The organism is Streptomyces lavendofoliae, assembly GCF_014649735.1.
Lineage (GTDB): Bacteria > Actinomycetota > Actinomycetes > Streptomycetales > Streptomycetaceae > Streptomyces > Streptomyces lavendofoliae.
Genome location: NZ_BMTP01000005.1, coordinates 216,344 through 241,477, shown reverse-complemented (window position 1 = coordinate 241,477; position 25,134 = coordinate 216,344). Strand labels below are relative to the sequence as shown.

27 protein-coding genes are annotated in these 25,134 nt (G+C 73.6%); 9 read left to right on the top strand and 18 right to left on the bottom strand.

Annotated elements, in window-relative coordinates; translation table 11 throughout:
* Positions 1-101: 101 nt before the first annotated feature.
* The 6 genes from IE109_RS11980 to IE109_RS11955 form a co-directional block, all read right to left on the bottom strand.
* Positions 102-1,322 carry an amidohydrolase gene (locus tag IE109_RS11980; protein ID WP_189550954.1) on the bottom strand — a complete coding sequence of 407 codons (1,221 nt, stop codon included), beginning with the start codon at positions 1,320-1,322 and terminating at the stop codon, positions 102-104.
* A 174-nt stretch (positions 1,323-1,496) separates the two neighbouring features.
* Positions 1,497-2,600 carry a hypothetical protein gene (locus tag IE109_RS11975; protein WP_189550781.1) on the bottom strand — a complete coding sequence of 368 codons (1,104 nt, stop codon included), beginning with the start codon at positions 2,598-2,600 and terminating at the stop codon, positions 1,497-1,499.
* The gene (locus IE109_RS11970; protein ID WP_189550780.1) at positions 2,597-2,875 is read right to left on the bottom strand and encodes a hypothetical protein; all 279 of its coding nucleotides are present in this window, start codon (positions 2,873-2,875) and stop codon (positions 2,597-2,599) included. The genes IE109_RS11975 and IE109_RS11970 overlap by 4 nt, the downstream gene beginning before the upstream one ends.
* A 348-nt stretch (positions 2,876-3,223) precedes the next feature.
* Positions 3,224-4,057 carry a MerR family transcriptional regulator gene (locus IE109_RS11965; RefSeq protein ID WP_189550779.1) on the bottom strand — a complete coding sequence of 278 codons (834 nt, stop codon included), beginning with the start codon at positions 4,055-4,057 and terminating at the stop codon, positions 3,224-3,226.
* 105 nt (positions 4,058-4,162) lie between these two features.
* Positions 4,163-4,822 carry a leucine efflux protein LeuE gene (gene leuE / locus IE109_RS11960; protein ID WP_189550778.1) on the bottom strand — a complete coding sequence of 220 codons (660 nt, stop codon included), beginning with the start codon at positions 4,820-4,822 and terminating at the stop codon, positions 4,163-4,165.
* Positions 4,823-4,883: 61 nt separating this feature from the next.
* Positions 4,884-6,464, bottom strand: a complete 1,581-nt coding sequence (locus tag IE109_RS11955; RefSeq protein ID WP_189550777.1) for an acyl-CoA mutase large subunit family protein — start codon at positions 6,462-6,464, stop codon at positions 4,884-4,886.
* A gap of 182 nt (positions 6,465-6,646) precedes the next feature.
* Here IE109_RS11955 and IE109_RS11950 point away from each other — a divergent pair, with 182 nt between their 5' ends.
* The gene (locus tag IE109_RS11950) at positions 6,647-7,504 is read left to right on the top strand and encodes a L,D-transpeptidase family protein (protein ID WP_189550776.1); all 858 of its coding nucleotides are present in this window, start codon (positions 6,647-6,649) and stop codon (positions 7,502-7,504) included.
* 301 nt (positions 7,505-7,805) lie between these two features.
* On the opposite strand, the gene IE109_RS11945 is transcribed toward IE109_RS11950, so the two are convergent.
* The 10 genes from IE109_RS11945 to IE109_RS11900 form a co-directional block, all read right to left on the bottom strand.
* Positions 7,806-8,939, bottom strand: a complete 1,134-nt coding sequence (locus IE109_RS11945; protein WP_189550775.1) for a hypothetical protein — start codon at positions 8,937-8,939, stop codon at positions 7,806-7,808.
* The gene (locus tag IE109_RS11940) at positions 8,939-9,640 is read right to left on the bottom strand and encodes an RNA polymerase sigma factor (RefSeq protein WP_189550953.1); all 702 of its coding nucleotides are present in this window, start codon (positions 9,638-9,640) and stop codon (positions 8,939-8,941) included. The genes IE109_RS11945 and IE109_RS11940 overlap by 1 nt, the downstream gene beginning before the upstream one ends.
* A gap of 266 nt (positions 9,641-9,906) precedes the next feature.
* Positions 9,907-10,839, bottom strand: coding sequence for a hypothetical protein (locus IE109_RS11935; protein ID WP_189550774.1), 933 nt, complete (start codon positions 10,837-10,839; stop codon positions 9,907-9,909).
* A complete protein-coding gene (locus tag IE109_RS11930) occupies positions 10,839-11,396 on the bottom strand; it encodes an RNA polymerase sigma factor (RefSeq protein ID WP_189550773.1) in 558 nt (185 codons plus the stop codon). Before IE109_RS11930 ends, IE109_RS11935 begins: the two co-directional genes overlap by 1 nt.
* Before the next feature lie 131 nt (positions 11,397-11,527).
* The gene (locus tag IE109_RS11925; RefSeq protein WP_189550772.1) at positions 11,528-12,205 is read right to left on the bottom strand and encodes a hypothetical protein; all 678 of its coding nucleotides are present in this window, start codon (positions 12,203-12,205) and stop codon (positions 11,528-11,530) included.
* 60 nt (positions 12,206-12,265) lie between these two features.
* Positions 12,266-12,565 (bottom strand): hypothetical protein, encoded by a 300-nt coding sequence (locus IE109_RS11920; protein ID WP_189550771.1) that lies wholly within the window; start codon positions 12,563-12,565, stop codon positions 12,266-12,268.
* A gap of 67 nt (positions 12,566-12,632) precedes the next feature.
* Positions 12,633-12,842, bottom strand: coding sequence for a hypothetical protein (locus IE109_RS11915; protein ID WP_189550770.1), 210 nt, complete (start codon positions 12,840-12,842; stop codon positions 12,633-12,635).
* A gap of 203 nt (positions 12,843-13,045) precedes the next feature.
* Complete coding sequence (locus tag IE109_RS11910) at positions 13,046-14,071, bottom strand: hypothetical protein (protein WP_189550769.1); 1,026 nt, start codon at positions 14,069-14,071, stop codon at positions 13,046-13,048.
* Positions 14,072-14,341: 270 nt separating this feature from the next.
* On the bottom strand, positions 14,342-14,845 hold the full coding sequence (locus tag IE109_RS11905) for a hypothetical protein (protein ID WP_189550768.1): 504 nt from the start codon (positions 14,843-14,845) through the stop codon (positions 14,342-14,344).
* An 86-nt stretch (positions 14,846-14,931) separates the two neighbouring features.
* Positions 14,932-16,533 carry a beta-N-acetylhexosaminidase gene (locus tag IE109_RS11900; RefSeq protein ID WP_373297693.1) on the bottom strand — a complete coding sequence of 534 codons (1,602 nt, stop codon included), beginning with the start codon at positions 16,531-16,533 and terminating at the stop codon, positions 14,932-14,934.
* A 341-nt stretch (positions 16,534-16,874) separates the two neighbouring features.
* Between IE109_RS11900 and IE109_RS11895 the strand changes: the two genes are divergently transcribed.
* The 8 genes from IE109_RS11895 (at position 16,875) to IE109_RS11860 (ending at position 23,481) form a co-directional block, all read left to right on the top strand.
* Complete coding sequence (locus IE109_RS11895; RefSeq protein ID WP_189550952.1) at positions 16,875-17,483, top strand: 2-oxo-4-hydroxy-4-carboxy-5-ureidoimidazoline decarboxylase; 609 nt, start codon at positions 16,875-16,877, stop codon at positions 17,481-17,483.
* A gap of 135 nt (positions 17,484-17,618) precedes the next feature.
* A complete protein-coding gene (sdhC, locus tag IE109_RS11890; RefSeq protein ID WP_189550766.1) occupies positions 17,619-17,999 on the top strand; it encodes a succinate dehydrogenase, cytochrome b556 subunit in 381 nt (126 codons plus the stop codon).
* 8 nt (positions 18,000-18,007) lie between these two features.
* A complete protein-coding gene (locus IE109_RS11885) occupies positions 18,008-18,487 on the top strand; it encodes a succinate dehydrogenase hydrophobic membrane anchor subunit (protein WP_189550765.1) in 480 nt (159 codons plus the stop codon).
* 22 nt (positions 18,488-18,509) lie between these two features.
* On the top strand, positions 18,510-20,264 hold the full coding sequence (gene sdhA, locus IE109_RS11880) for a succinate dehydrogenase flavoprotein subunit (RefSeq protein ID WP_189550764.1): 1,755 nt from the start codon (positions 18,510-18,512) through the stop codon (positions 20,262-20,264).
* Positions 20,264-21,022, top strand: a complete 759-nt coding sequence (locus IE109_RS11875) for a succinate dehydrogenase iron-sulfur subunit (RefSeq protein ID WP_189550763.1) — start codon at positions 20,264-20,266, stop codon at positions 21,020-21,022. The genes sdhA and IE109_RS11875 overlap by 1 nt, the downstream gene beginning before the upstream one ends.
* Positions 21,023-21,187: 165 nt before the next feature.
* The gene (locus IE109_RS11870; protein WP_189550762.1) at positions 21,188-22,378 is read left to right on the top strand and encodes a cytochrome P450; all 1,191 of its coding nucleotides are present in this window, start codon (positions 21,188-21,190) and stop codon (positions 22,376-22,378) included.
* Between the two features lie 11 nt (positions 22,379-22,389).
* Positions 22,390-22,581: a ferredoxin gene (locus IE109_RS11865; RefSeq protein WP_189550761.1), complete on the top strand. Its 192-nt coding sequence runs from the start codon at positions 22,390-22,392 to the stop codon at positions 22,579-22,581.
* 153 nt (positions 22,582-22,734) lie between these two features.
* Positions 22,735-23,481, top strand: coding sequence for a TetR/AcrR family transcriptional regulator (locus IE109_RS11860; RefSeq protein ID WP_189550951.1), 747 nt, complete (start codon positions 22,735-22,737; stop codon positions 23,479-23,481).
* On the opposite strand, the gene IE109_RS11855 is transcribed toward IE109_RS11860, so the two are convergent.
* Both IE109_RS11855 and IE109_RS11850 read right to left on the bottom strand, forming a co-directional pair.
* The gene (locus tag IE109_RS11855; RefSeq protein WP_189550760.1) at positions 23,447-24,790 is read right to left on the bottom strand and encodes a metallophosphoesterase; all 1,344 of its coding nucleotides are present in this window, start codon (positions 24,788-24,790) and stop codon (positions 23,447-23,449) included. The two genes, IE109_RS11860 and IE109_RS11855, sit on opposite strands and share 35 nt — an antisense overlap.
* Positions 24,791-24,796: 6 nt before the next feature.
* Entirely contained in the window at positions 24,797-25,057 is a 261-nt protein-coding gene (locus tag IE109_RS11850) for an SCO4848 family membrane protein (protein WP_189550759.1), read from the bottom strand.
* Positions 25,058-25,134: the final 77 nt, after the last annotated feature.

Below are 25,134 nucleotides of genomic sequence, written 5' to 3'. Positions count from 1 at the left end.
CGCGACACCACCACCGGGGGTAATGGGCTCCTGCCCGGCGGTGACCGGAAACAGACGGACCGGGCCGCCGCGCGACGGCGGCCCGGTCCGTCCCCGGGCGGTCAGGCCCGGCCGTCGAGGAGGGCGGCGGCGGTGAAGAGTTCGACGCCCACCTGGATCGCCCGCTCGTCGATGTCGAAGTTGCCCCGGTGGAGGTCGAGTCGGGACGTGTCACCCGGCCGGCGGACACCCAGCCGGGCCATCGCGCCGGGGACGTGCTCCATGTACCAGGAGAAGTCCTCGCCGCCGAGGCTCTGCTCGGTGTCCTCGATCGCGTACGCGCCGCACCGCGCGGCCATCGCGTCGTGCAGCAGCTGGGCCACCGAGGCGTCGTTCACGACGGGCGGCACGCCCCGTACGTACTCGATCTGGCACTTGGCTCCGTGCAGCGTCGCCACCTCGTCGATCGCGGCGTACACCTGGTCCGGGGCGTGCCGCCAGGCCTCCAGGTCCAGGCAGCGGACCGTGCCGCCCAGCTCGGCGCGCTGGGGGATGACGTTGGGGGCGTGCCCCGCCTCGATCCTGCCCCACGTCAGGACGAGCCCGGAGCGGGTGTCGATCCGGCGGGAGAGCACGGCGGGCGCGTCGACCGCGACGCGGGCCGCCGCGGTGACCATGTCCGTGGTCAGGTGCGGGCGCGCGGTGTGGCCGCCGGGCCCGTCGAGGGTGACCTCCAGGCGGTCGCAGGCGGAGGTGATCGGGCCGGTGCGCAGCCCGATGCGGCCCACGTCGACGCGCGGGTCGCAGTGCACGGCGATGATCCGGCCGACGCCGTCCAGCACACCGGCGTCGACGGCGGTGATCGCGCCGCCCGGCATGACCTCCTCGGCGGGCTGGAAGATCAGGCGCACCGCGCACGGCAGCCGGCCCTCGCGGGCCAGGTCGGCCAGCACGAGTCCGGCCCCGAGGACCACGGTGGTGTGCACGTCGTGGCCGCAGGCGTGGGCCCGGTCCGGGACCGTGGAGCGGTACGGCACGTCCGTCTTGGTGTCCGGGATGGGCAGCGCGTCGATGTCGGCGCGGATCGCCAGCATGGGACGCACGCCGTCCCACGACCCGATGTCGCACGTCAGCCCCGTGCCACCGGGCAGGACCCGGGGGCTGAGCCCGGCCGCTTCGAGGCGCGTTTTGATCGCCGCGGTGGTGCGGAACTCCTGGAAGCCCAGCTCGGGGTGCATGTGCACATCCCGGCGGAACGCGATCAACTCGGCGCGCAGGCTCTCTGGCAGCGCGCCGAGCAGGGGCGTATCGCCGGGAACGTCTGTTTCGGGGTCGCGGGACATCACCTTGTTCACCCATGACAGGGTAGGCGCGTTTGGCCCTCAACTAACGTGTGATCTACAAAACTTCAGCCCGATAGGGGAAGGAAACCCTGGACGGCGGGCTTGAGGGCCAGGTGAAGTGGGTAAGCTCACGCCTTTTCACTCATCCGGCGATCTTTGTCGATCGGGTTTCGGTCAGGTGTTCGCGCTCACGATCGGGCCGTGTGGGAGATGTCTCACGCCGTCCCCCGCACCGGTGAGCGACAGGCCGTGTGCCGAGCGGGCGGACTCGGCCACGGCGGCCAGGAAGCCCCCCGCGCGCGGCGAGGCGGACTCGCGCAGCCACTCCGGCGCTATCCCGCACACGGTGATCGTGACGCCGGTGCCCGCCAGCGCCGCCGGGAGGGTGTGCGCCACCGTCGAGGGGAAGCTGAGCACCGTACGGCCGATCGGGCCGCGCCGGGCGACCACCTCCAGCGGCAGGTCGGGACGGACGATCTCCAGACCGGTCTCCACCGCCAGCCGGTGCAGCTTCTCCACGCCCTCGCGCCGGTGCGCGAGGTACCGCGTCGCCCCGTGGGCGGCGGCCAGCGCGGCGACGGCGCCGACGTACCGGTCGGGGTCCAGCACGCCCGTCTCCACCAGCGAGGTGCCCACCAGGTCCGCGCCCCGGGTCAGCCGGGGCGGCCCGAACCGGGCGCGGGTCCAGGCCAACCGGTTGACGGTCACCGAGGCGCCCGGCGGGGGCTCGACCGGCAGGGCGGTGAACACCTCGACCGCGCGGCGGCGCCCCGGGACGAGGCGGCGGCGGGCCGGTGCGGTGACCGGGGTGAGGGGCAGCCCGCGCGGGTCCCGCACGTCGCGGCGGTGCCGGCGCACCAGCCGTTCGGCACGGGCGAGCCGCGCGGCGCACTCCATGGTGGCCGTGCCGTCGGGGACCACCGTGAGGGCGCGCGGCCCGCACAGCGCCAGCAGGACCCGCGCGTACCGGGAGAGCGGGTCGCCGACCACCACCCGCTCGGCGCGCACCAGCGACGGCGCCAGATCCCGCAGCGCCCGCGCCGGTGAGCCGCGGTCGCCCCGCGTCTCCTGCCAGCGGACGGCGAAGCCCTCGTCACGCGCCAGGCCCGCCATCCGCCGCAGCTGGCCGCGCGACATCGGATCGGTGGGCGACAGGACGACGACCAGGAGGTCCGGGCGGCCGGCGTGATGGGCCCACTCCAGGACGTTCAGCAGCTGCACGGGGCTCTCGACGAACGCCAGGTTCGCGGGCCGGGGGCCGCGGGACGCGGCGCTCACAGCGCCGACGCGTCGGCGGCGACGCCCTCGCACCCGGCGGGGAACCGCCGGGAGCCGCGGCCCGGGCCGGCGGGCACGACGTGGGCCCCGCGCCGCGGCGGCGGGCCGCCGGCGAGCCGACGGGCGGCCGGGGTGGCCCGGCCGCGCGGCACGGAGCCGGTCACCCGGTGGCCGGGCGGGGTGATGGGGCGCGCCGTCGGGGCGCCCCGGTTCCATCGGGCGTCGGAGTCCGCGAGAACCGCGGTCCGCACCGCTGCGGGGTTGCTTGAGGGCACGCCGACGACGTTAGGAAGGCGTTCGGCCGACCGGCCCAATGGGGCCGCAACAAACGGTGAACAGCGTCTGGCCGGTGTCCGGAGAGCACCGGGTCACGCCGCGGCGCCGCGCGGCGTCCTCCCGCCCGGGTCCGCCGGAGCGTTGCGCGTTCGCGCGCCGCCGGGCGCCGGGGAACGGCGCGCGGGCGGTGACGCGCGCCCGGCGGTGGGGCGCTGCCCGGCCGCCCACCCCGACGCCGGGTCCGGCCGCCGCCTCGGGCTCCCGGGTCCGCCGAGCGGGCGGGCGCTCCCGCGTGACGCGCCGGCCCGGTGCCCGGCCCAGCGGGCGGGCCGGGCGCGGCGCGCGGTTCAGGACGTCCTGACGACCGGCTCCTGGATCTCCGTGACCCACCGGGTCCGGTCCTCCGCGTACTCCAGGTACAGCTCGCGGGAGTAGCCGGCCGAGCGGTAGCCGTTGCTGTCGATCCAGGTGGCCAGGGTCTGGACGGTGGGCAGCAGGTCCTCCATCGGGCCCCGGTGGACGACCGTCGCCGCCCGGTCGATGCCGGGCAGGTCGACGATCGCCACCTCGGGGTCGTCCAGGGCGGTGACGCCTGCCGGGAGCGTCATCCCCGCGTGGACGACGACGGAGCCGTCGCCCGCCGGGGCGTCCTCGTAGTAGGCGACGCCCGGACCGAGGCCGGTGACCCCGGCGGCCTCCAGACGGGCGCACAGCTCCCGGTAGAGGGGCGTGATGACGGGGCCGATCTCGCCGGGGCCGAAGCCGGCGGCGATGCCGGTCAGCTCGGCGAGCCGGACGCCCGGAACGCTCTTGACGACGACTTCCTGGGTGGACATGTGTCCCTCGCTCTCGATGGCCCGGAGCCTCGCCCCGACCCGCGCCAGCCGCGCGGCCGCCTCGCTGACGGCCGACTCCAGCTCGGCCTGCCGCAGGCGCAGCATCCCGCGCAGCTCCTCGGGCCCGACCTGTTCGTCGAGGATCGAGCGCACCTGGTCGAGGGTCAGGCCGAGGTCCTTCAGGGCGAGGACGCGGTTGAGCCGGGCGAGCTGACCGGCCTCGTAGAAGCGGTAGCCGCTGTGCGGGTCGACACGGGCGGGGCGCAGCAGTCCGATGGCGTCGTAGTGGCGCAGCATCCGGACCGACACCCGGCCGTGTCTGGCGAAGTCTCCGATGGTGAACATGACGCCTCCTACGACACGGCCTCACACGGTGTCAGGGTCAAGCCCGCCCAAGGGTCCAGGCCGGCACGGGGTCCGGGCCGGCACGGGAACCGGCCCGCCGGCGGGTCAGGCCGCGCTGCCGAGCGAGAGCTTCACCGCGAAGCCGAGGAACAGCGCGCCCGCCGCCGAGGTGGCGGTGGCTGACAGCCGCTTGCGGCGGCGGAACGCGGCGGCCAGGTGCGTACCGCTGAAGATCAGCAGCGTGAGGTAGAGGACGCTCGCCGCCTGCGCGAGGCTGCCGAGCACCACGAAGGACAGCGCGGGGTACTGGTAGGCCGGGTCGACGAACTGGACGAAGAAGGCGATGAAGAACAGGATCGCCTTGGGGTTCAGCAGGCTGATCACGAACGCCCGCCGGAAGGGCCGCTCGGAAACCGGGGCCGGGGCCGCCTCGCCGAGCTCCTCCGCCACCCGTTCCCGCCGCGTCCGCCACATCGACCAGGCCGCCCGCAGCATGCCGACCGCGAGCCACGTCAGGTAACCGGCGCCCGCGAACTTCACGATGCCGAACAGCAGCGCGTTCGCCTGGAGCAGGGAGGCCACGCCGGCCGCGGACAGCGTCATCAGGACCGTGTCGCCGCACCACACGCCGGAGGCGGCGACGTACCCGGTCCGGACGCCGCGCCGGGCGGCGACGGACAGCACGTACAGCGAGTTCGGCCCCGGCAGCAGAATGATCAGGACGAGGCCCGCGAGATAGGTCGGCAGATCGGTGACACCCAGCATGAGGCGGAGTGTCGCACGTGAGTACGGCACTCCGCCTCGGTGTTCCGTCACACGGGACGGGTCAGAACGCGTCCGTCGGGACGTACGTCCCCCACACCTCGCGCAGCGCGTTGCAGACCTCGCCGACCGTCGCCCGGGCCTTCAGCGCGTCCTTCATCGGGTAGAGGACGTTGTCCGTGCCCTCGGCCGCCTTCTTCAGCTCCACGAGCGCCGCGTCCACCGCCGCCTGGTCGCGCCCGGCCCGCAGTTCGGCGAGGCGTTCCGCCTGCTGGGCCTCGATCGCCGGGTCGACCCGCAGCGGCTCGTAGGGCTCCTCCTCCTTGAGCGTGTAGCGGTTGACGCCGACGACGACACGCTCGCCGGAGTCCGTCTCCTGGGCGATGCGGTAGGCGGAGCGCTCGATCTCGCTCTTCTGGAAGCCGCGCTCGATGGCGTTGACGGCGCCTCCGAGGTCCTCGACCTTCGTCATCAGCTCCAGGGCGGCGGCCTCCACCTCGTCCGTCATCTTCTCGATGACGTACGACCCGGCGAACGGGTCGACGGTGGCGGTGACGTCCGTCTCGTACGCGAGGACCTGCTGCGTACGCAGGGCCAGGCGGGCGCTCTTGTCGGTCGGCAGCGCGATGGCCTCGTCGAAGGAGTTGGTGTGCAGCGACTGCGTGCCGCCGAGGACCGCGGCCAGTCCCTGCACGGCGACGCGCACCAGGTTGACCTCGGGCTGCTGGGCGGTCAGCTGCACGCCCGCCGTCTGGGTGTGGAAGCGCAGCATCATCGACTTGGGGTTCTTGGCGCCGAACTCGTCCCGCATGACCCGCGCCCAGATCCGGCGGGCGGCACGGAACTTGGCCACCTCCTCCAGGATGGTGGTGCGGGCGACGAAGAAGAACGACAGGCGGGGCGCGAAGTCGTCGACGTCCATGCCCGCGGCGACGGCGGTACGGACGTACTCGATGCCGTCGGCGAGGGTGAAGGCGATCTCCTGCGCGGGCGATGCCCCGGCCTCCGCCATGTGGTAGCCGGAGATCGAGATGGTGTTCCACTTCGGGATCTCGGCCTTGCAGTACTTGAAGATGTCGGCGATCAGCCGCAGCGACGGCTTCGGCGGGAAGATGTAGGTGCCGCGGGCGATGTACTCCTTGAGCACGTCGTTCTGGATGGTGCCCGTCAGCTTGTCCGCCGGGACGCCCTGCTCCTCGCCGACGAGTTGGTAGAGGAGCAGCAGGAGGGCGGCGGGGGCGTTGATGGTCATCGAGGTGGAGACCTTGTCCAGCGGAATGCCGCCGAACAGCACGCGCATGTCGTCGATCGAGTCGATGGCCACGCCGACCTTGCCGACCTCGCCGTGCGCGATCGGCGCGTCGCTGTCGTGGCCCATCTGGGTCGGCAGGTCGAAGGCCACGGACAGGCCCATGGTGCCGTTGGCGATGAGCTGCTTGTAGCGGGCGTTGGACTCGACGGCGGTGCCGAAGCCGGCGTACTGACGCATCGTCCAGGGGCGGCCGGTGTACATGGTCGGGTAGACACCGCGCGTGAAGGGGTACGAGCCCGGTTCGCCCAGTTTCTCGTCGGCGTCCCACCCGCTCAGGGCGTCCGGCCCGTACACCGGCTCGATGGGCAGACCCGACTCCGACTCGCGCGCCATGTGCTGTGCCTTCCGATAGACCTACTCGCTGGTACCGACCCTCGCGACGGACTGTAGCGGCGGGCGTGCGGCGGGTGGAGAGCCGCACGCTGGGACCTTGCTCACAGCATGCTCCGCGCCGCGCAACCAAGCACCCCTGGGAAGCATCCATTAGGTACAGGTCAATGAATCGGGGGGCTCACATGCACCGCACGTCCGTCATACGCAGAACCGTTCTCGCCGCCGCGGCCGTCGCCCTGGCGGCCACCGGCTGCACCGCCCAGGCCGTGGGGGCGGCCGGGGGGTCCGCGTCCGGCTCGACGGCGCCGTCACCGGCGGCCACCGCCTCGCCGTCCTCCGGGGCCTCCGCCGCCGGTGGCGCCGAGCCGGCGGACTCCGCCCCGCCCGCGACGCCCGCGCCCCCCGGGGACAGGGTGCTGATGGCGGAGGGCACGGAGAACGAGCGGGTACGGGAACTCCAGGCGCGGCTGCGCCAGCTCGGCCACTTCCACCGCAGCCCCACCGCCTTCTACGGCTCGATGACGGGCAAGGCCGTCTCGGCGTTCCAGCAGGAGCGGGGCCTGCCCGCCACCGGCGAGGTCGACGGGGACACCTGGGCGAAGCTGACGGCCACGTCGCGCAGGCCCACCGCCGGGGAGCTGCGTCCGCCGACCACCAACGAGCTGGACAAGCCCGACGCGCGCTGCATGACGGGCCGGGTGCTCTGCGTCAGCAAGGAGAGCCGGACCCTCGCCTGGATGATCGACGGCAAGGTGGTCTCGGCGATGGACGTGCGCTTCGGCTCGGAGAACACCCCGACCCGCGAGGGCACTTTCCAGGTCGACCGCAAGGAACGGCACTGGAAGTCGACGCTGTACCACACGTCGATGCCCTACTCGATGTTCTTCAGCAGGGGCCAGGCCGTGCACTACTCGGCCGACTTCAAGGCCCGCGGCTACAGCGGCGGCTCGCACGGCTGCGTCAACGTCCGGGACATGGACCGCCTCGCCGCGGTCTTCGAGCAGGTGAAGGTCGGCGACAAGGTCGTCGTCCACTGGTGAGACCGGTGGGTCCACCGGTGAGGTGACGGCGGAGGCGGAGGAGAAGGGAGAGGGCGCGAGCGGGACCGGGGGAACGTGTCCCGCCCGCGCCATGTGCGCTGAGCCGTAGGTACGGGGGGAACCCCGGCTCTTCGCGCTGCCGATGACCAGTCGGCTCACTCATTACTGCGCCGGCGGGTGGAAAAACGTCACACCCCCACCGAAGAAATTTTGAAACCGCAGGTCAGAGCGGTGCGGAGGCTCCGCGAGGGGCGGCCGGCGTTCCGACCGGGACCGAGCGGCCGAGCAGCGGCCCCGTGGGTCAGAAGACCGGCCCGGTCCGCCGCACGGTGAGTGGCGGCGCCAGCGGCCGCCAGGAGGCGGACGGGCGCGCCGCGTCCGAGTCGCCCCCGTCGTGACCCTTGCCGTCGCCGCCCCCGCCCCAGCCACCGCCCGGGCCGGACCCGCCACCGGAACCGCCGGAGCCGCCGCTGCCGGGACCGCCGGAGCCCGCGCCGCCCCAGCCGGAGCCGGCTCCGGGGCCCGGTCCGCCGGCGCCCGCGCCGGTGGAGCCGTTCTCGTACGAGAGGTCGCCGCCCAGCACCTTGTCGCACAGGACCTTGAGCTTGGCGGCGCCGTTCGCGGCGGCCTCCAGCTTCTCCCGGCGGTCGCGGTCGAGGCGGCCGTCACGGTAGTCGCGGCAGTCCCGGGCGGTCCGCGCGAACCAGGAGGCGTCGCCGTCCGGGCCGGCCACCGAACCGGACCCCGCGCCCGCCACGTCGGCCGGGTGCCCGCCGGTCGGGCCGCCCGTGACGTCGCCGTCCCGGGCGTCGCCGCCGCCCTCCGGGTCGGGCCGCCCCGGGACGCGCTCCCCGTCCCCGCCGGGCGTCGCCGACGCCGAGGGCGCCTTACCGCCGGGCCCACCGGCCGCCGTCCCGGGCGTCGCCGAGCCGGGCCCGGTGGTCGTCCCGCCGGTCGGCGCCGCATCCGGCGTACCGTCGGCCGACACCGAGGCGGCGGGCAGCGGCTCGCTGTCGCCGCCCAGGACCGGCAGCACGCCCGTACCGGCGCCGACGGCCACGCCGCCGACCGCCAGACCGGCCACCGAGGCGGCCAGCCCCCAGCGCACGGGCCGGGCCCAGCGCATCCGTTCGCGGGGCCCCGGCCGGGGGCGTACGCGGCCGGCGTCCGCGGCCTCCGGTCCGCCGGAGGTTCCCAGGGCGGCTCGCGCCCCGGCGGTCCTCTCCGCACGCGCCGCGCGGAACGCCGCGAGCGCGGCCTCCTCGCCGGGCAGCCGGTCCGTCGCGGGGCCGGAGGTGGCGCGCAGGGCGTCCAGTGCCCGCTCGACCCGCCGGGCCCGCTCCCGCGCGTGATCGTCGACGGGGCCGACCGGTTCACCCCGCAGCAGATTCTCCGCCGCGTCCTGGTCGAGCCACTCGTCCCGCTCGTCGGCCATCACATGTCCTTCTGCGTCCGCGCACGCCAATGCGTCACACCGGTACGCACCCGGGAACCGGCCCGGCGCGCGGGCTGCGGCGGTACGGCGCTCAGCGCGCCGGGCACGGTCCCGGCCGGCTCGCCGCCCGTACCGCTCGTACCTCCCGTGCCGTCGGCGTCCAGCAGCTCGGCCAGCCGCTTCAGCCCGCGGTGGGCGGCGGTGCGCACGGCGCCGGGCCGCTTGCCCAGCGTCTCGGCGGCGCTCTTGGCGTCCAGCCCGACGACGACGCGCAGGATGACGGCCTCGGCCTGGTCCTGCGGGAGCTGGGCGATCAGGTGCATGGTGCGGCCCGTCGACAGGGCCTCCATCGCCTCGTCCGCGGTGTCGGACTCGGCGGGCTTGTCGGTCAGTTCCGTCTCGTCCCCGCCGACGGCGGGGCGCCTGCCCCGCATACGCAGGTGGTCCAGGGCGCGGTTACGGGCTATCCGGGCCGCCCAGCCCCGGAAACGGTCGGCGTCACCGCTGAACCGGTCGAGGTCGCGGGATATCTGGAGCCAGGACTCGGACGCGACGTCCTCCGCGTCGGCGTCCCCGACCAGCGTGCGTATGTAGCCGAGCAACCGCGGGTGCACGGCGCGGTACACAGCACGGAAGGCTTCCTCGTCCCCGTCCTGCGCCGCGAGCACCGCGGTGGTCAGCTCCGCGTCGTCCCCCAGCACTCCCACTACCTGTTCGTCATCGCGGCTGGTCACCGCCGTCGCTACGCCCGGCGCGCAGCAGCACGCTACGTGGTCATGCCGCGTCACGTCCATGTCGGGTACAACCTGCGACATCTCGTCGACCGAGTGCGGTGTGACAGAAAACGCATGCGTGGCGCTGTTAGGAGTACGGGGCCGTACCACGGACCCGTGGACGACGGCCGGGGCCTCTCCTGTGGGGGGTGGCGGCCCCGGTCGTCCTCCGCCGCCGCGGACCGGCGTGCAGGTCACGGTCCGCCCCTCCGGTCCGGAGCGCCGGTCGACGCGTCCGGCTCCCGGCCCGCCTCGCGCCCGGCCGTCTTCTTCGTGCCCTTCCCGTCCGGTCCGGCCCCGGCCTTCCCCTGCCCGGTGCCCGGCTTGCCCTTGGGCGCTTCCGGCTTGCCCTGCGGCTTGCCCTTGGGCGCTTCCGGCCCGGGGCGCGCCCCGGTGGCCGGTGCCGGGTGAGTTGCCGGGTGCGGCTTCCGCCCGGCCCCGCCCTTCGCGGCGTCCCCCTCGTGCCCCGCCCCCGCGGTCGGCCTGCGTCCGGGCTGCCCGCCCGGCCGCGCACCGTGGCCCGCCCCGGCCTTCGCCCCGGCGCCGGGCGTCGAGCCGCCCCTCCCGTCCGGCCGCGCACCCGGGCTCGCGTCGCCGCGACCGGTGGCCGCGGCCGGCCCGCTCCCGTCGGGAACCGCGTCCACGCCGGGCGTCCCCGCCGGACGGTGCGACGCGCCGTCCCGCTCGGCGAGCGGCGTGGCGGGTACGGCGGCCTCCCGCGGGGACACCGCCGAGGGCCGGGGTCCGGGGGTGGCACCGCCACCGTCCCGCCCGCCGAACGGCGAGCCGATCACGCCGGTCTGCGCGGCCACCGCGACCCCGCCCAGCAGCACCGTCGCCGCCACGCCCATCGCCGAGGCCCGCAGCGAGCGCAGCCGCCGCAGCTCCCTGCCCGGGCGCCAGTCGTCGCGCCGCCGGGTGCGGCGTACGGCGTGCCGGCCCTCGTCCCGGGCCGCCCGGAACGCCGCGACCGCCCGCTCCTCACCCGCCGGGTCGACCGCGCCGCCCAGCACGGCCGCCGCCAGCAGCGCGGCCGGCCCCGAGGTGTCGTCCGCGCCGCTGTCCGGCGCCCCGGTGTCTCCCGCCCCGGTGTCACCGTCCCGCGGCTGCTTCCTGTCCCTGCTCATCACCCTGCTCCGCCCTGCGCCAGTCGCCCGGCGAGTCTCCTCAGTCCTCGGTACGCGGCGGTGCGCACCGCTCCCGGTCGTTTGCCCAGCACCCTCGCCGTCGCCGGGCCGTCCAGCCCCACCACGACGCGCAGCAGCACCGCTTCGGCCTGATCGCGCGGCAGCCCGCGGATCAACGCGAGCGCCTGCTCCGTCGACAGGTTCTCCAGCGCCGCGGCGGCGGTGTCCTGGCCGCCCGGCAGCTCCAGTACGTCCTCTTCGATCAGCGAGGTACGGGGACTCCGCTTCTGCCTGCGCAGGTGGTCCAGCGCCCGGTGGCGGGCGATGGTGGCCGTCCACCCGCGGAAACCCGCGCCGTCCCCCTGGAACCGCCCGAGGTCCCGGGCGATCTCCAGCCATGCCTCGGCGGCCACGTCCTCGGCGTCGTCGCCGACCAGCCCGCGCACGTAGCCGAGCAGTCCGGGATGCACCTGCCGGTACGCCCACGCGAACGCGTCCTCGTCCCCCTGCTGAGCACGCTCGACGGCAGCGCCGAGCTCCGTGTCGTACGCCCCCACGCTGCCCTCTTCGCGCCGCCGGTCACCGTTCCCCCGACTTCTCTCTGCGTCCGGACGCCGGAAAATGTCACAGCGGCCCGTCCGGCGCCGGGGCGCGGTCCGGGCCGCCGCGAGGCGCTCACCGACCGGGGTCACCTCCCGCCGGGGGCCCCGTACCAGCGCCAGGACGTCGGCCGGTCCCGCCCCGGGAGGTCTCCCCGGCCGGTGGCCCACAGCAGGGTGGGCCAGGCAGGAGTGCCGGCCGGCGCGCCGGGGAAGAGCCGCGCGAGGACGCGGCGGCACAGCCCGGCCGGCGGGTCCCAGGGCAGGCCGAGCCCCTGGGCGACGTCGTGGGTGTGGACGAGGGTCTCGACGACGCCCATCGCGGCGAAGCCCTCCGCGTCGGACGCGCCGAACACGTGGTGGGCGCGTACGCCGGGCGGGGTGACCCGCACCATCGCGGCGAGCATCGCCCCGCACGCCTCCAGCACCTGGAGCAGTCCGGCCGCCCCGGCCCGCCGGTCGGCGTACGTGACGTTCGCCGGCCCGCCCGGCCGGCGCGGCTCCCACAGGAACGGCACCTCCGCGTCGAGCGGCGGTCGTTCGGGGCCGAGCTGGGCGGCGTACGCGAACAGGTCGTCGGCGAGGTGCTCGACGGTCTCCCAGCACGTCCACTCCAGTGACCCGGCCCCGGCGTCCCAGTCGGCGGCGGCGTCCGCCTCGCGGAGGGCGCCGACCGCCAGGCGGACGGCGGAGCGGACGTCGTCGGCGGTGACGGGACCGGGGCGGCCCTCGTCGTCCGTGAACGGGGCCGGTCCGTGGGTGGCCATGGCGCTCCTCGCGATCTCCTGCGGGCGCGTAGGGTCCACCCGCACGCCCGTGCGAGCCACTCACCGTACGGGTTCCGCCCAGGCGGCGTACGTGAGGACCGTCTCGCCGTCCGCCAGGTCCAGGCGGGCCCGCAGGCCGTAGTGGACGCGGTAGGCGAGGCCCTCGATCTCGACGAGCCCGCACTGCGTGCCCCCGTCGCCCGGTTCCTGGAAGCCCGGGCTCTCGACCACGTCCCACCCGGCCTCGCGGGCCAGGTACACCCACTCCTGGTAGGCCTCCTCGTTCCCGCCCGTGTCCGGATCGGTGTCGCCGACCCGGATGAGGATCTGTACGGGGTCCACCCGCCGCCCCTGCGCCATCGCCGACCGACCTCCCGTGCCGCACCGGTCTTCACCACCTGTGGGACGGGTCCCCCGCCGGGCGCGGTCAGAACGCGCCGACGTCCTCGCCCGCCCGGATCACCGCGGTCCCGGCCACCAGGGCGCACAGCCCGATGCCGCCCATGACGCCCGCCACCGCGCGGTGCCGGACGGCGATCGCCGGCGCCGCGAGGCAGAGCAGGCCGCCGGCGACACGGAGCAGTCGCAGGGCCATGAGGACGAAGCCCTCGAACGCGATCGACAGGGCCATGCCCATGAGCGCCCCTTCCTTCCTCCGCCTCGTCGTGCGGGCCCGCCCGGGCCTGTCCTCCGGATCCCGCCGGCTCGCGTGCCCCGGCCCGCGAACCCGGCGGGTTCCGTCCCGGTCCGAGAGGACCGGTCACAGGTCGTTTCCGCAAGGTCCCGTCCGGCCCGTGGCCCCCGCCCTTCGGGCGGACGCCGCTACTTCGCGGACACTCCCTAGGCGGCGTCGTCGGCCGGGAAGTCCTCGTCGACGCCTTCGTCGGCCAGGCCCTCGCCGCCGAGTCCCTCCTCGTCCGCCATCGCGCCGGCGAACCCGCCCATGAGCTCCTCCATGTCCAGCTCGGTGGCGCCGGCCGGGGCCGTGGGCTTCGTGCCCTCGCTCATCCGCAGCACCAGGCCGAACTTCTTGACCTTCGCGTCCTCGGCCAGCTTGGAGAGGTCGACGTTCACCTCGGCCAGCTCGCCGTTCCTGAGCGTGAAGTCGGCGGTCACCTTGGTGTCCGGGACGTCCTTGAGGTCCTTGGCCGTCGGCAGCTCCACGCCCGGCGGCAGGTCCCCGGCCAGGGGGCGGATCTCGTCGAACAGCTCCGTGATCAGCGTACGGAAGGGCGCTGTCGCGGTGACGTGCTCGGTGCCGTCCTCGCCGCCGGAGGTGGTGAAGTCGACCTCGCGGGCGATGGTCTCGCGCAGGGCCTCCAGCAGCTTCTTCTGGGTCCGGGCGTCGAGGGAGGGCTCCGGCGAGGGCTTCGCACCGGGCTCCGCGCCCATGCCCGCGCCGGCCTTCTGCATCTCCTCGGTGTCGAACTTCACCCACTCGCCCTCGAGCACCTTCTTCAGGCCGCCCGCCTCCGGGGGGAGGTCCTCGGCGGTCGGCACGGGCGAGCCCACAGCCTTGCCGACGGCGTCCACGTCGGTGCGGATGTAGGTGTAGTCGCCCACGACCCGGTACTCGATGAGCTCGCCGTCCGGGCCGCTGATCTTCATGGCCATGCCGACGTAGTCCTTCTCGCCGGACTCCTCGATCGGCTTCCTCGACTCCACGGTGACGCTGATCTTCGCGCCACTGAGCAGCTCGGCGGCCTCGTCGGGTATCTCGTCGCCGGGCTCCGGGTCGGACGTGGCGTCCAGGGCCTTCAGCGAGGCGGCGTCGGTGTCCAGGTCGAGCTCGAAGGAGATCGACTTCTCCTTGCCGAGCTTCTCGAAGGCCCGGTCGAGCTTCTTGCCGGCGGAGAGCTGCTCCACCGTGCCACAGGCGGCCGAACCCGCCAGGACGGCGCCGACGACTGCGGTGGCGGTCAGGGTCTTGCGTATGGCGGTGATGATGGTCTCCTCGTCGATGCGATCACGGCGTGATCACTCAGGAGACCCACGACTGCCCCAGAAGGTTGCCCCGCCGGTCCGTTCCGGTGTGCCCGCGCCGCCCCGGCGCCCGGAACGGGGGCCCACGCCGCCGCCCCGGCGCCCGAGCCCCGCCGGTCCGCCTTGCCCCGCGCGCCCGTGCGCCGCCCCGGGTCAGGCGCCGCGTCCGCGCCGCGAGAGCACCGCCCGCAGCACCCGCCGCGCCTCGGCCGAGATCTCCAGCACCGGCCGGAGCCCGTCGGACGGGCCTCCGTCCGGCGCGGCGGCGAGGAGTTCCAGGACCTGCGCCTGCCGCCGCGCCTCGCCGTCCGCGAGCGGCCCGCCGCCGAGCCGTTCGTGCGCCTCCCGCGCGGCGGCCGCGCACGTCCCGGCCCAGGCCGACAGCGCCGCCCCGTCCCACGCGGGGGGCGCGGCGCCCAGCATGTCCCGTACGAGCGCGTCGGCGGGGCCGGCGGTGTCCGGCACGGCGGCCCTGACCTCCTGGAGCCGGGCCGTCCAGTGGGCCCCTCCCTCGGCCACGCTCCGCCACAGGGGGCGCAGCAGGTCGTCGGGCACGGAGCCCAGCAGGGGGAGGCAGCGGTCGAGACAGGCCAGCGCGGCGGCGGCGGGCCCCCGTTCGCCGGCCGGGGTGATCGGCTCCTGCGCGCTGTGACTCATGGACGTCTCCCGTCGCGGACGCGGTTCTCCCCTTACTGCGCCGCCTGGCCGGAATTCGTCACTGCGTGTGGCGGGAAACCATTGGTTCAGCGACGGCCGGCCCCGCTGTCCAGCCGGTCCGCGAGCGTTCGGAAGGCCGGCCACGTCAACCGCGGCCGGGCCGGGTCCCAGAGTTTCTGGGCCGTCGCCCGCAGCGGCATCCGGATGCCGCTCGCCACCTGCGCCGGGGTCTGCGAGCCGGCCAGATCGCACCAGACGGCGAACCGGCCGCCGAGTATCCGGTCCGCGTACCGCTCGGGCACCGCCGACGAGCCGCGCAGCACCAGCGGCGTCCACTCCTGGTAGATCCGGCGGCCGGTGGGGTACGTGAAGTCGTTCGGCTCACCGAGGACGTAATAGAGGTACTCGTCGTTGAGGTTCACCACCTCGCGGCCCTCGCGCAGGTACTCCACCGGCTCACGGGCGCCGATCTCCTTGCCCGTCCAGTACTCGACCTCGATGCCCCGGTGGGCGCTCACCGCCCCGTCCGGGAAGAAGCCGTCGTTCCACGCCTTGGCCTTCTTCCCGGCCGCGCGCACCACGGCGGCCCGGTCGTTCAGCCAGCCGGTCGCGAGGTCCTCGACGTCCGCGCCCTCCCCGTACTTCCGCCGCGCCGCCCCGGCCAGCTGCGGGTACGAGGCGGCCGGGTCGCGCACGGTCAGCGCCTGGTACTCGTCGGCGCCGATGTGGAACCAGGGGCCGGGGAACAGTCCGGCGTACTCGCGCAGCAGGTCGTCGACGATCCGCGCCGACTCCGGGTCGGAGATGTCGATGGCGCCCTGGCGGGGCGTGCCCTGGACGTTGCGCAGCTGGAGGCGCGGGTGCGCCCGCAGCACGGCGCCGAGGTGTCCGGGCGAGTCGATCTCGGGGATGACGCTGATGTGCAGGCGGTTCGCGAGCGCCACGACGCGGCGGATCTCGGCCTTGGTCAGGTGCGGCTCCGACACCACCTCGGGGTGCGAGGCCGACTCGATGCGGAAGGCCTGGTCGTCCGAGAAGTGCAGGCCGAGCTGGTTGAGCTTGAGGTCGGCCATCTCGCGCAGCCGGTCCTCCAGCCAGGCGGCGCTGAAGTGCTTGCGGGCGATGTCGACGTTCAGGCCGCGCTGCGGCTTGGCGGGCCGGTCGCGCACGACGCCCTCCGGCACCACACCGCCCGAGCGGAGCGCCTGCTTGACGGTCCTGGTGCCGTAGAAGGCCCCGGCCTGGTCGGGCGCGGATATCCGTACCCGTCCGCCCCGGGTGGTGAGGGTGTACGACTCGGGGCCGCCGGCCTGCCCGGTGTTCAGGGCCAGCTCGACGTCGCCGGGGCGGGCGGCGGCCTCGCCCCGGTAGGCGGCCCCCAGTTCGCCGGCCAGGAGCCGGGCCTCGTCGGCGAGGGCGCCGCTGCCCTTGGCGACGACGACCGCGCTGCCGCCGCGGGGCCGCCAGCCGGGGCCCCGGGCGGGTTCGTGGTCGCGCACCGCCGGGATCGTGCGGGGCGCGGTGGAGAGCGGATACGTCCGTGTGGGTGAGGGGGAAGGCGGCGCCTCGGGCGCCGGCGTGGTGGCCGACGCCTCCGGTGGGGCGGCGGGCGTGGTGGCGGTACCGGGCGCCGCGGTCCCCCGGCCGTCGCCGCTCCCGCAGCCCGCGACGGTGAGGGAGAGCACCACGGCCGTGACGAGGCCCCCTGTGGAATGCCGGTTCACGCGCTTACCTCCGTCCATGGGTGTCCATGGCTGTACGAAAACTCTCCCTTCCGAGTGAACTTCTCGCATCTCTCGTACAGCGCACGCTCACCCTGGGTAATGTTGTGCCCCTTCCCTCACACCTTCCTCACACATCCCCCGCGTCCCGTCCCGCTGTCCCTCCCGAGGAGCCCACGATGGCCGGCGACTCCACCGCAGGCGCTCCGAAGCGACCGCCCACCCTCCCGCCCCGGCCCGCCGCGCCCGGATCCGGTGCGGCGGGGGCCGCCACCCGGTCCCGACACGCCCAGCCGGAGGCCGTACGGATGTCCGGACCGGCCCGCCGCCAGGGCGCCCAGCCGGACGGCGCGCCGCCGGCGGCCCAGCGCTCCGAGGGGGCCCGCACCCGGGCCATACCTGCCCAGGGCCCCGGGGTCCACGCCCACGAAGGGCTGGCCCGGTTCAACGCCGCCCCGGCAGCCGCGGCCGAGGCCGCCCTGCTCGCCTGCTGCGGCAGCCGCGGCTGGGCCCGGCTGATCGCCGCCCACCGCCCGTACCCCACGCTCGACGCCCTGCTCGCCGCCGCCGACGAGGCCAGCTACGACCTGGCCGGGGCCGACCTGGACGAGGCGCTGGCCGACGAGACCTCGGCGGGCCTGCCGCCGGGCACCCCTGCGGCGGCGCACACGGCCTGGGAGGCGGCGCACGCGGAGTACGAGAGCCGTTTCCACCACGCCTTCGTGATCTGCCTGGACGGCCACCGGCCCGAGGAGCAGCTCAACCAGGCGCTGTCGGCCATCCACCACCGGATGAGCCACCCGCCGGAGAAGGAGCGGGCGATCGCCGCCGAGGAGCTGCGCCGCCTGGCTCGTGCCCGTTTGTCCCGTCTGATCGGACGAACCGGCCCCGCGGGTAGCCCGTCCGTGCCTGTTTGATCACACCTGGGGACCCCGGGCGAGGGATCCGACAAGTCGTCGCTACGATGACCGGGGCCGGTGGACCGTACCCGGCCGGGTCAGACCGACATCGAAGCCGGCCGACCCTGATCCCCGCTCCCGGAGGGTTTTTCCGTGCCGGCTGGAACGCTGTACCGCGGCCGGGAAGGCATGTGGTCGTGGGTGGCTCATCGAGTCACCGGCGTCCTCATCTTCTTCTTCCTGTTCGTACACGTGCTGGACACCGCTCTCGTCCGCGTCTCCCCCGAGGCCTACGACGAGGTCGTCGCCACCTACAAGACGCCGATCGTCGCGCTGCTGGAGTACGGCCTCGTGGCCGCCATCCTCTTCCACGCGCTCAACGGTCTCCGCGTGATCGCCGTGGACTTCTGGTCCAAGGGCACGCGCTACCAGAAGCAGATGCTCTGGTCCGTGATGGCCATCTGGTTCGTCCTGATGGTGGGCGCCCTCTACCCCGTCCTCGGCCACGCCGTACGCGAAGTGTTCGGGAGCTGATGTCCGAGATGTCCACTGACCTCACCAAGTCCGCCGTCGGCCCGGTCGAGGGCGAGAGCCTCTACGACGTCGACAACCCGGCCCCGTACATCGAGGCGCCCCGCAAGCGGACGGGCAAGACCCCGAAGTCGACCCGGGGCAACTTCGAGATGGCCGCGTGGCTCTTCATGCGGCTGTCGGGCATCGTGCTGGTCGTCCTCGTCATCGGCCACCTGCTGATCCAGCTCGTGCTGGACGGCGGCGTCTCCAAGATCGGCTTCGCCTTCGTGGCCGGCCGCTGGGCGTCCCCGTTCTGGCAGGTCTGGGACCTGCTGATGCTGTGGCTGGCGATGCTGCACGGCGCCAACGGCCTGCGTACCGTGATCAACGACTACGCCGAGCGCCCGAACACGCGCCTGTGGCTCAAGGGCCTGCTGTACACCGCCACGGTGTTCACCATCCTTCTGGGCACGCTGGTGATCTTCACCTTCGACCCGAACATCCGCTAGGCACGGGGCTGAGGAAATCCGCATGAAGATCCACAAGTACGACACCGTCATCGTCGGCGCCGGCGGCGCGGGCATGCGCGCCGCCATCGAGGCGACGAAGCGCAGCCGTACCGCCGTGCTGACGAAGCTCTACCCGACCCGCTCCCACACGGGCGCCGCGCAGGGCGGCATGGCCGCCGCGCTGGCGAACGTGGAGGAGGACAACTGGGAGTGGCACACCTTCGACACGGTCAAGGGCGGTGACTACCTGGTCGACCAGGACGCCGCCGAGATCCTGGCGAAGGAGGCCATCGACGCCGTCCTCGACCTGGAGAAGATGGGCCTGCCGTTCAACCGGACCCCGGACGGCACCATCGACCAGCGCCGCTTCGGCGGCCACTCCCGCAACCACGGCGAGGCCCCGGTCCGCCGGTCCTGCTACGCCGCGGACCGCACCGGTCACATGATCCTCCAGACGCTGTACCAGAACTGCGTCAAGGAGGGCGTGGAGTTCTTCAACGAGTTCTACGTCCTGGACCAGCTGATCACCGAGGTCGACGGCGTCAAGAAGTCCGCCGGTGTGGTCGCCTACGAGCTGGCCACCGGCGAGATCCACGTCTTCCAGGCGAAGGCCGTGATCTACGCGTCCGGCGGCACCGGCAAGTTCTTCAAGGTGACGTCCAACGCGCACACCCTCACCGGCGACGGCCAGGCCGCCTGCTACCGGCGCGGCCTGCCGCTGGAGGACATGGAGTTCTTCCAGTTCCACCCGACGGGCATCTGGCGCATGGGCATCCTGCTGACGGAGGGCGCCCGCGGTGAGGGCGGCATCCTCCGCAACAAGGACGGCGAGCGCTTCATGGAGAAGTACGCGCCCGTCATGAAGGACCTCGCCTCGCGCGACGTCGTCTCGCGCTCCATCTACACGGAGATCCGCGAGGGCCGCGGCTGCGGTCCCGAGGGCGACCACGTCTACCTGGACCTCACCCACCTGCCGCCGGAGCAGCTGGACGCCAAGCTCCCCGACATCACCGAGTTCGCGCGGACGTACCTCGGCATCGAGCCCTACACGGACCCGATCCCGATCCAGCCGACCGCGCACTACGCCATGGGCGGCATCCCGACCAACGTCGAGGGTGAGGTCCTCAGCGACAACACCACCGTCGTGCCGGGCCTGTACGCCGCCGGCGAGGTCGCGTGCGTGTCGGTGCACGGCGCCAACCGCCTGGGCACCAACTCGCTGCTCGACATCAACGTCTTCGGCAAGCGCGCCGGCATCGCCGCCGCCGAGTACTCCGCCAAGGCCGACTACGTCGAGCTGCCGGAGGACCCCGCCTCCTTCGTGCGGGAGCAGGTCGAGCGGCTGCGCGACTCCACCGGCAGCGAGCGGGTCTCGGTGCTGCGCAAGGAGCTGCAGGAGACGATGGACGCCAACGTGATGGTGTTCCGCACCGAGCAGACGATCAAGACGGCGGTCGAGAAGATCGCCGAGCTGCGCGAGCGGTACCGGAACGTGTCGATCCAGGACAAGGGCAAGCGGTTCAACACGGACCTGCTGGAGGCCATCGAGCTGGGCAACCTGCTCGACCTGGCCGAGGTCATGGCCGTCTCGGCGCTGGCCCGCAAGGAGTCCCGCGGCGGTCACTACCGCGAGGACTACCCGAACCGCGACGACGTCAACTTCATGCGCCACACCATGGCGTACCGCGAGGTCGGCGCCGACGGCTCCGAGACCGTGCGTCTCGACTACAAGCCCGTCGTCCAGACCCGCTACCAGCCGATGGAGCGTAAGTACTGATGGCTACCCCCGTACTGGACAAGGTCGAGGCGGACTCCGCCGCCTCTCCCTACATCACGGTCACCTTCCGGATCCGCCGGTTCGACCCGGAGGTCTCGGACGAGGCCCAGTGGCAGGACTTCCAGATCGAGATCGACCCGAAGGAGCGCGTGCTCGACGGTCTCCACAAGATCAAGTGGGACGTCGACGGCTCGCTGACCTTCCGGCGGTCCTGCGCGCACGGCATCTGCGGCTCCGACGCGATGCGGATCAACGGCAAGAACAGGCTCGCCTGCAAGACGCTGATCAAGGACATCAACCCGGAGAAGCCCATCACGGTCGAGGCCATAAAGGGCCTGACGGTCCTCAAGGACCTGGTCGTGGACATGGAGCCGTTCTTCCAGGCGTACCGCGACGTGATGCCCTTCCTCGTCACCAAGGGCAACGAGCCGACGCGTGAGCGGCTGCAGTCCGCCGAGGACCGCGAGCGGTTCGACGACACCACCAAGTGCATCCTGTGCGCCGCGTGCACGTCGTCCTGCCCGGTGTTCTGGAACGACGGCCAGTACTTCGGTCCGGCCGCGATCGTCAACGCCCACCGCTTCATCTTCGACTCGCGCGACGAGGCCGGCGAGCAGCGGCTGGAGATCCTCAACGACAAGGACGGCGTGTGGCGCTGCCGCACCACGTTCAACTGCACGGACGCCTGCCCGCGCGGTATCGAGGTCACCAAGGCGATCCAGGAAGTGAAGCGCGCGCTGATCACGCGCCGCTTCTGAGCTTCCCGGCACGCCGCCGAAGGGCCCGTTTCCTCACGGAAGCGGGCCCTTCGGCCTGTACGTCGCCCGTACCGGTGGTTTGGCCGAACTACGTGTAGACCGGATGGATGCCTGAGGCATGTAGTGGAGATCGGCAATCCGATCCCCGTCGCTTGCGAGGCACCCATGACGGAAGCCGTGGCGTTCCCCCAGGACCGCACGTGTCCCTACCACCCGCCCACCGCCTACCGGCCGCTGCGCGAGTCGCGGCCGCTGTCCCGCGTCACGCTCTACGACGGCCGGTCCGTCTGGGTCGTCACCGGGCACGCGACCGCCCGCCGGCTGCTGTCCGACCAGCGGTTGTCCACCGACTCCACCAACGCGGCCTTCCCGCTCCCCACGGAGCGCTTCGCGGCCGTGCGCAGCCGCCGCCGTGCCGCCCTGCTGGGCGTGGACGACCCGGAGCACAACGCGCAGCGCAGAATGCTCATCCCGAGCTTCACGCTCAAGCGCACGGCCGACCTGCGACCGCGCATCCGGCGGACGGTGGACGAGCTGATCGACGCGATGGTCGAGCAGGGGCCGCCGGCCGAGCTGGTGTCGGCCTTCGCCCTGCCGGTGCCGTCCATCGTCATCTGCGACCTGCTGGGCGTGCCGTACGCCGACCACCACTTCTTCGAGGAGCAGTCGCGCCGGCTGCTGCGCGGCCCGGCGGCGGAGGACATCGAGGACGCCCGCGAACAGCTGGAGGGCTACCTCGGCGATCTGGTGGAGCGGAAACGCGACAAACCCGGGGAAGGCGTCATCGACGACCTGGTCGCGCAACAGCTCGCCCACGGCCGTCTCGACAAGCAGGAACTGATCGCTATGGCCACGATCCTGCTGGTGGCCGGTCACGAGACCACGGCGAACATGATCTCGCTCGGCACGTTCACGCTGCTCCAGCACCCGGAGCAGTGGGCCGAGCTGAAGGCCGACCCGGAGCTGATGCCGGCCGCGGTGGAGGAGCTGCTGCGGTTCCTGTCGATCGCGGACGGCATGCTGCGGGTGGCCACCGAGGACATCGAGACCGACGGGGTGACCATCCGGGCGGACGAGGGAGTCATCTTCTCGACGTCGGTCATCAACCGGGACACGTCCGCATACCCGGAACCGGACCGGCTGGACTGGCACCGGTCGGCCCGCCACCACGTGGCGTTCGGCTTCGGCATCCACCAGTGCCTGGGCCAGAACCTGGCACGGGCGGAGATGGAGATCGCACTGGGCACGCTCTTCGAGCGGCTGCCGGGACTGCGGCTGGCGGCCCCGCCCGAGGAGATCCCGTTCAAACCCGGGGACACGATCCAGGGAATGCTGGAACTCCCCGTCGCATGGTGAGGATGAGGTCCATGGACATTCTGATCGACAAGACCGTCTGCATCGGCGCGGGCCAGTGCGCCCTGACCGCGCCGGACGTGTTCACCCAGGACGACGACGGGTTCAGCGAGCTGCTCCCCGGCCGGGAGGACGGCGCCGGGAGCCCCCTGGTGCGGGAGGCGGCCCGGGCGTGCCCGGTGAGCGCCATCAAGGTGGCGCCCTAGGGGCCGGGGCGGAGGCCCGGGGACCGGGCCTTTCGGGAGCCGGTGGCCGGGCAGCGGGTCGGTGGCCGCCGGGTGGCGACAGGTCGGCTTGAACCTGTTCAAACCCAGGGGCTACAGTCAGGCTGCTCGAGCACCCTGAAGGACGTGAAGCACGTGACGGACGCCCAGGCGCCGAAGCCCCCCAGGCCCGCCAAGGCCCCCAAGGCCGAGCAGACCCGCACCCTCATCCTCGAAACCGCGCTCCGGCTGTTCCAGGAGCGCGGTTACGACCGGACGACGATGCGCGTCATCGCCCAGGAGGCCGGCGTCTCCGTCGGCAACGCCTACTACTACTTCTCCTCCAAGGAACACCTGGTCCAGGGCTTCTACGACCGGCTCGCCGCCGAGCACGGGGCCGCCGTCGAGCCCGTCCTGGCGGGCGAGCGGGACCTGGCGGCACGGATCCGGGACACGCTGCTGACGTGGCTGGACGTGGCCGAGCCCTACCACCCGTTCGCCACCCAGTTCTTCAAGAACGCCGCCGACCCCGACAGCCCGCTGAGCCCCTTCTCGCCCGAGTCGGTCGCCGCGCGTGAGGCGGCCGTCGCCATCCAGGAGCGGGTCCTGTCCGGCTCCGACACCAAGACCGCTCCGGAACTGGCCGGGCTCCTGCCGCACCTGATGTGGCTGGCGCAGATGGGGCTGGTGCTGTTCTGGGTGTACGACCGGTCGGTGGGCACCGAGCGCAGCCGCCGTCTCGTCGTACGCACCGCGCCCCTGGTCGCCCGGGCCATCGCGCTGTCCCGGTTCCGGGCCCTGCGCCCGCTGGTGCGGCAACTGCACGAGGTGCTGGTGGAGTTCCTGCCGGCCGGCGTGACCGGGACGGTCACGCCTGCTTCGACGCCAGCTCCACGAGCGTGATGTCGGACGGGGCGCCGACGCGGACGGGCGGCCCCCAGGCGCCCGCGCCCCGGGACACGTACAGCTGCGTGTCGCCGTACCGTTCGAGCCCGGCGACGGTGGGGTTGGCCAGCTCCGCGAGGAAGTTGCCGGGCCAGAGCTGACCGCCGTGGGTGTGGCCGGACAGCTGGAGGTCGACCCCGTGCGCCACGGCGTCGTGGATGACGACCGGCTGGTGCGCGAGCAGCACGGCGGCGCGCGCCCGGTCGCGGTCGCCGAGCGCGGCGGCGAAGTCGGGGCCGTCGCCGTAGTTCTCGCCCGCGACGTCGTTGACGCCCGCGAGGTCGAACCCGGCGATCTCCACGCGCTCGTTGCGCAGCGGGCGCAGGCCCAGTTCGCGCACGTGGTCGACCCACTCCTGCGCGCCGGAGAAGTACTCGTGGTTGCCGGTCACGAAGAAGGAGCCGTCCCGGGCACGGAGCCGGGCGAGGGGCTCGGCGGCGGGGCCGAGGTCCTCGACGCTGCCGTCGACCAGGTCGCCGACGACGGCCACCAGGTCGGGCTGGGTGGCGTTGATCGCGTCCACGATGCGCTGGGTGTGGGCCCGCCCCAGGATGGGTCCGAGGTGGATGTCGCTCACCACGGCTATCCGGTACCCGTGCACCCCTCGGGCCAGCTTCGCGAGCGGCACCGTGACCCGCTTGACCCGCGGCCCGCGCAGGACGCCGTACGTCCCGTACCCGACCGTCCCCAGGGCGGCGGCCGCCGCGGCGCCACCGACGACGCGCGACACGAACAACCGCCGTGACGGCCCGGGCACCTCGCGCGCCTCGGCGGCCTCGCGCTCCTCGGGCGGCGCGGCGCCGGCCGGTGCGCCGGACCGCGCGGGCGCACCGGCCGTCCCGGACACGGCCTGCCCGGACACGGCCTGCGCGGACACCGGCGTCGCCGTCGCCGGCACCGCCGTCACCGGCGTCGCCGCCACGGGCGCGCCCGGCTCCCGTGCGGCCCCCCGGCGGTCCAGCGCCCGCCGCAGCAGGGGCCGGACCGCCTCGCCCACCACCAGGGCGAGCACCACGTACAGCAGCAGCGCCAGCCACAGGAAGCCCGGCCAGGACACCACCCGCTGGAGCCAGAACGGCGCCCCGGCCCGGCCCGCCATCAGCGCGCCCAGCGACAGCAGCGGCAGCACGACCAGGGCGATCGTGCCCAGGCGCCGCGCCGTACCGCCCGGCGCCGTGACGTCGCGCACCAGGCGCCGCCACACGTACCAGTGCACGGCCCCCAGCAGGCCGACGACCACGACGAGCACCAGCGAGACGAGCAACACCGGCCCCTACCCCCCTTGTTCGACGCGCGGGCCCCGGCGCAACGCGCGGACACCACGCAACCCGATGACGCCCACCACCGTCCCCAGAACAAAGGACGTGATGGCGAGCAGCAGATGAACCCAGAAGTAGGCAGTCGGGTCGCCCGCGTCGTCGAAGGCGAGACCGCTCCCGTCGTTCCAGAGATTCTTGACGAAAGTGATCCAGATGAACCAGCTCCACACCCCGAAAGCGAGCAGGAACCAGGAGGCGGAGCGGCTGAGCTTCATGGCCTCAGTATCGCCGCCGCCGGTCGGGGGCCTCCTGCGGGGTGTGGTGTCGGCTTCCCCCGGGGCTCCCTGTACGT

Excerpts from the sequence above, each read along its gene's own strand:
- IE109_RS11870 (WP_189550762.1), top strand. The coding sequence starts at position 21,188 with ATGACGGAAGCCGTGGCGTTCCCCCAGGACCGCACGTGTCCCTACCAC.
- IE109_RS11920 (WP_189550771.1), bottom strand. The coding sequence starts at position 12,565 with ATGGCGCAGGGGCGGCGGGTGGACCCCGTACAGATCCTCATCCGGGTC.
- IE109_RS11980 (WP_189550954.1), bottom strand. The coding sequence starts at position 1,322 with ATGTCCCGCGACCCCGAAACAGACGTTCCCGGCGATACGCCCCTGCTC.
- IE109_RS11965 (WP_189550779.1), bottom strand. The coding sequence starts at position 4,057 with ATGTTCACCATCGGAGACTTCGCCAGACACGGCCGGGTGTCGGTCCGG.
- IE109_RS11915 (WP_189550770.1), bottom strand. The coding sequence starts at position 12,842 with ATGGGCATGGCCCTGTCGATCGCGTTCGAGGGCTTCGTCCTCATGGCC.
- sdhA (WP_189550764.1), top strand. The coding sequence starts at position 18,510 with ATGAAGATCCACAAGTACGACACCGTCATCGTCGGCGCCGGCGGCGCG.
- IE109_RS11955 (WP_189550777.1), bottom strand. The coding sequence starts at position 6,464 with ATGGCGCGCGAGTCGGAGTCGGGTCTGCCCATCGAGCCGGTGTACGGG.
- IE109_RS11875 (WP_189550763.1), top strand. The coding sequence starts at position 20,264 with ATGGCTACCCCCGTACTGGACAAGGTCGAGGCGGACTCCGCCGCCTCT.
- IE109_RS11935 (WP_189550774.1), bottom strand. The coding sequence starts at position 10,839 with ATGAGCAGGGACAGGAAGCAGCCGCGGGACGGTGACACCGGGGCGGGA.
- IE109_RS11895 (WP_189550952.1), top strand. The coding sequence starts at position 16,875 with ATGTCCGGACCGGCCCGCCGCCAGGGCGCCCAGCCGGACGGCGCGCCG.
- IE109_RS11850 (WP_189550759.1), bottom strand. The coding sequence starts at position 25,057 with ATGAAGCTCAGCCGCTCCGCCTCCTGGTTCCTGCTCGCTTTCGGGGTG.
- IE109_RS11950 (WP_189550776.1), top strand. The coding sequence starts at position 6,647 with ATGCACCGCACGTCCGTCATACGCAGAACCGTTCTCGCCGCCGCGGCC.
- leuE (WP_189550778.1), bottom strand. The coding sequence starts at position 4,822 with ATGCTGGGTGTCACCGATCTGCCGACCTATCTCGCGGGCCTCGTCCTG.
- IE109_RS11925 (WP_189550772.1), bottom strand. The coding sequence starts at position 12,205 with ATGGCCACCCACGGACCGGCCCCGTTCACGGACGACGAGGGCCGCCCC.
- IE109_RS11945 (WP_189550775.1), bottom strand. The coding sequence starts at position 8,939 with ATGGCCGACGAGCGGGACGAGTGGCTCGACCAGGACGCGGCGGAGAAT.
- IE109_RS11865 (WP_189550761.1), top strand. The coding sequence starts at position 22,390 with ATGGACATTCTGATCGACAAGACCGTCTGCATCGGCGCGGGCCAGTGC.
- IE109_RS11885 (WP_189550765.1), top strand. The coding sequence starts at position 18,008 with ATGTCCACTGACCTCACCAAGTCCGCCGTCGGCCCGGTCGAGGGCGAG.
- IE109_RS11905 (WP_189550768.1), bottom strand. The coding sequence starts at position 14,845 with ATGAGTCACAGCGCGCAGGAGCCGATCACCCCGGCCGGCGAACGGGGG.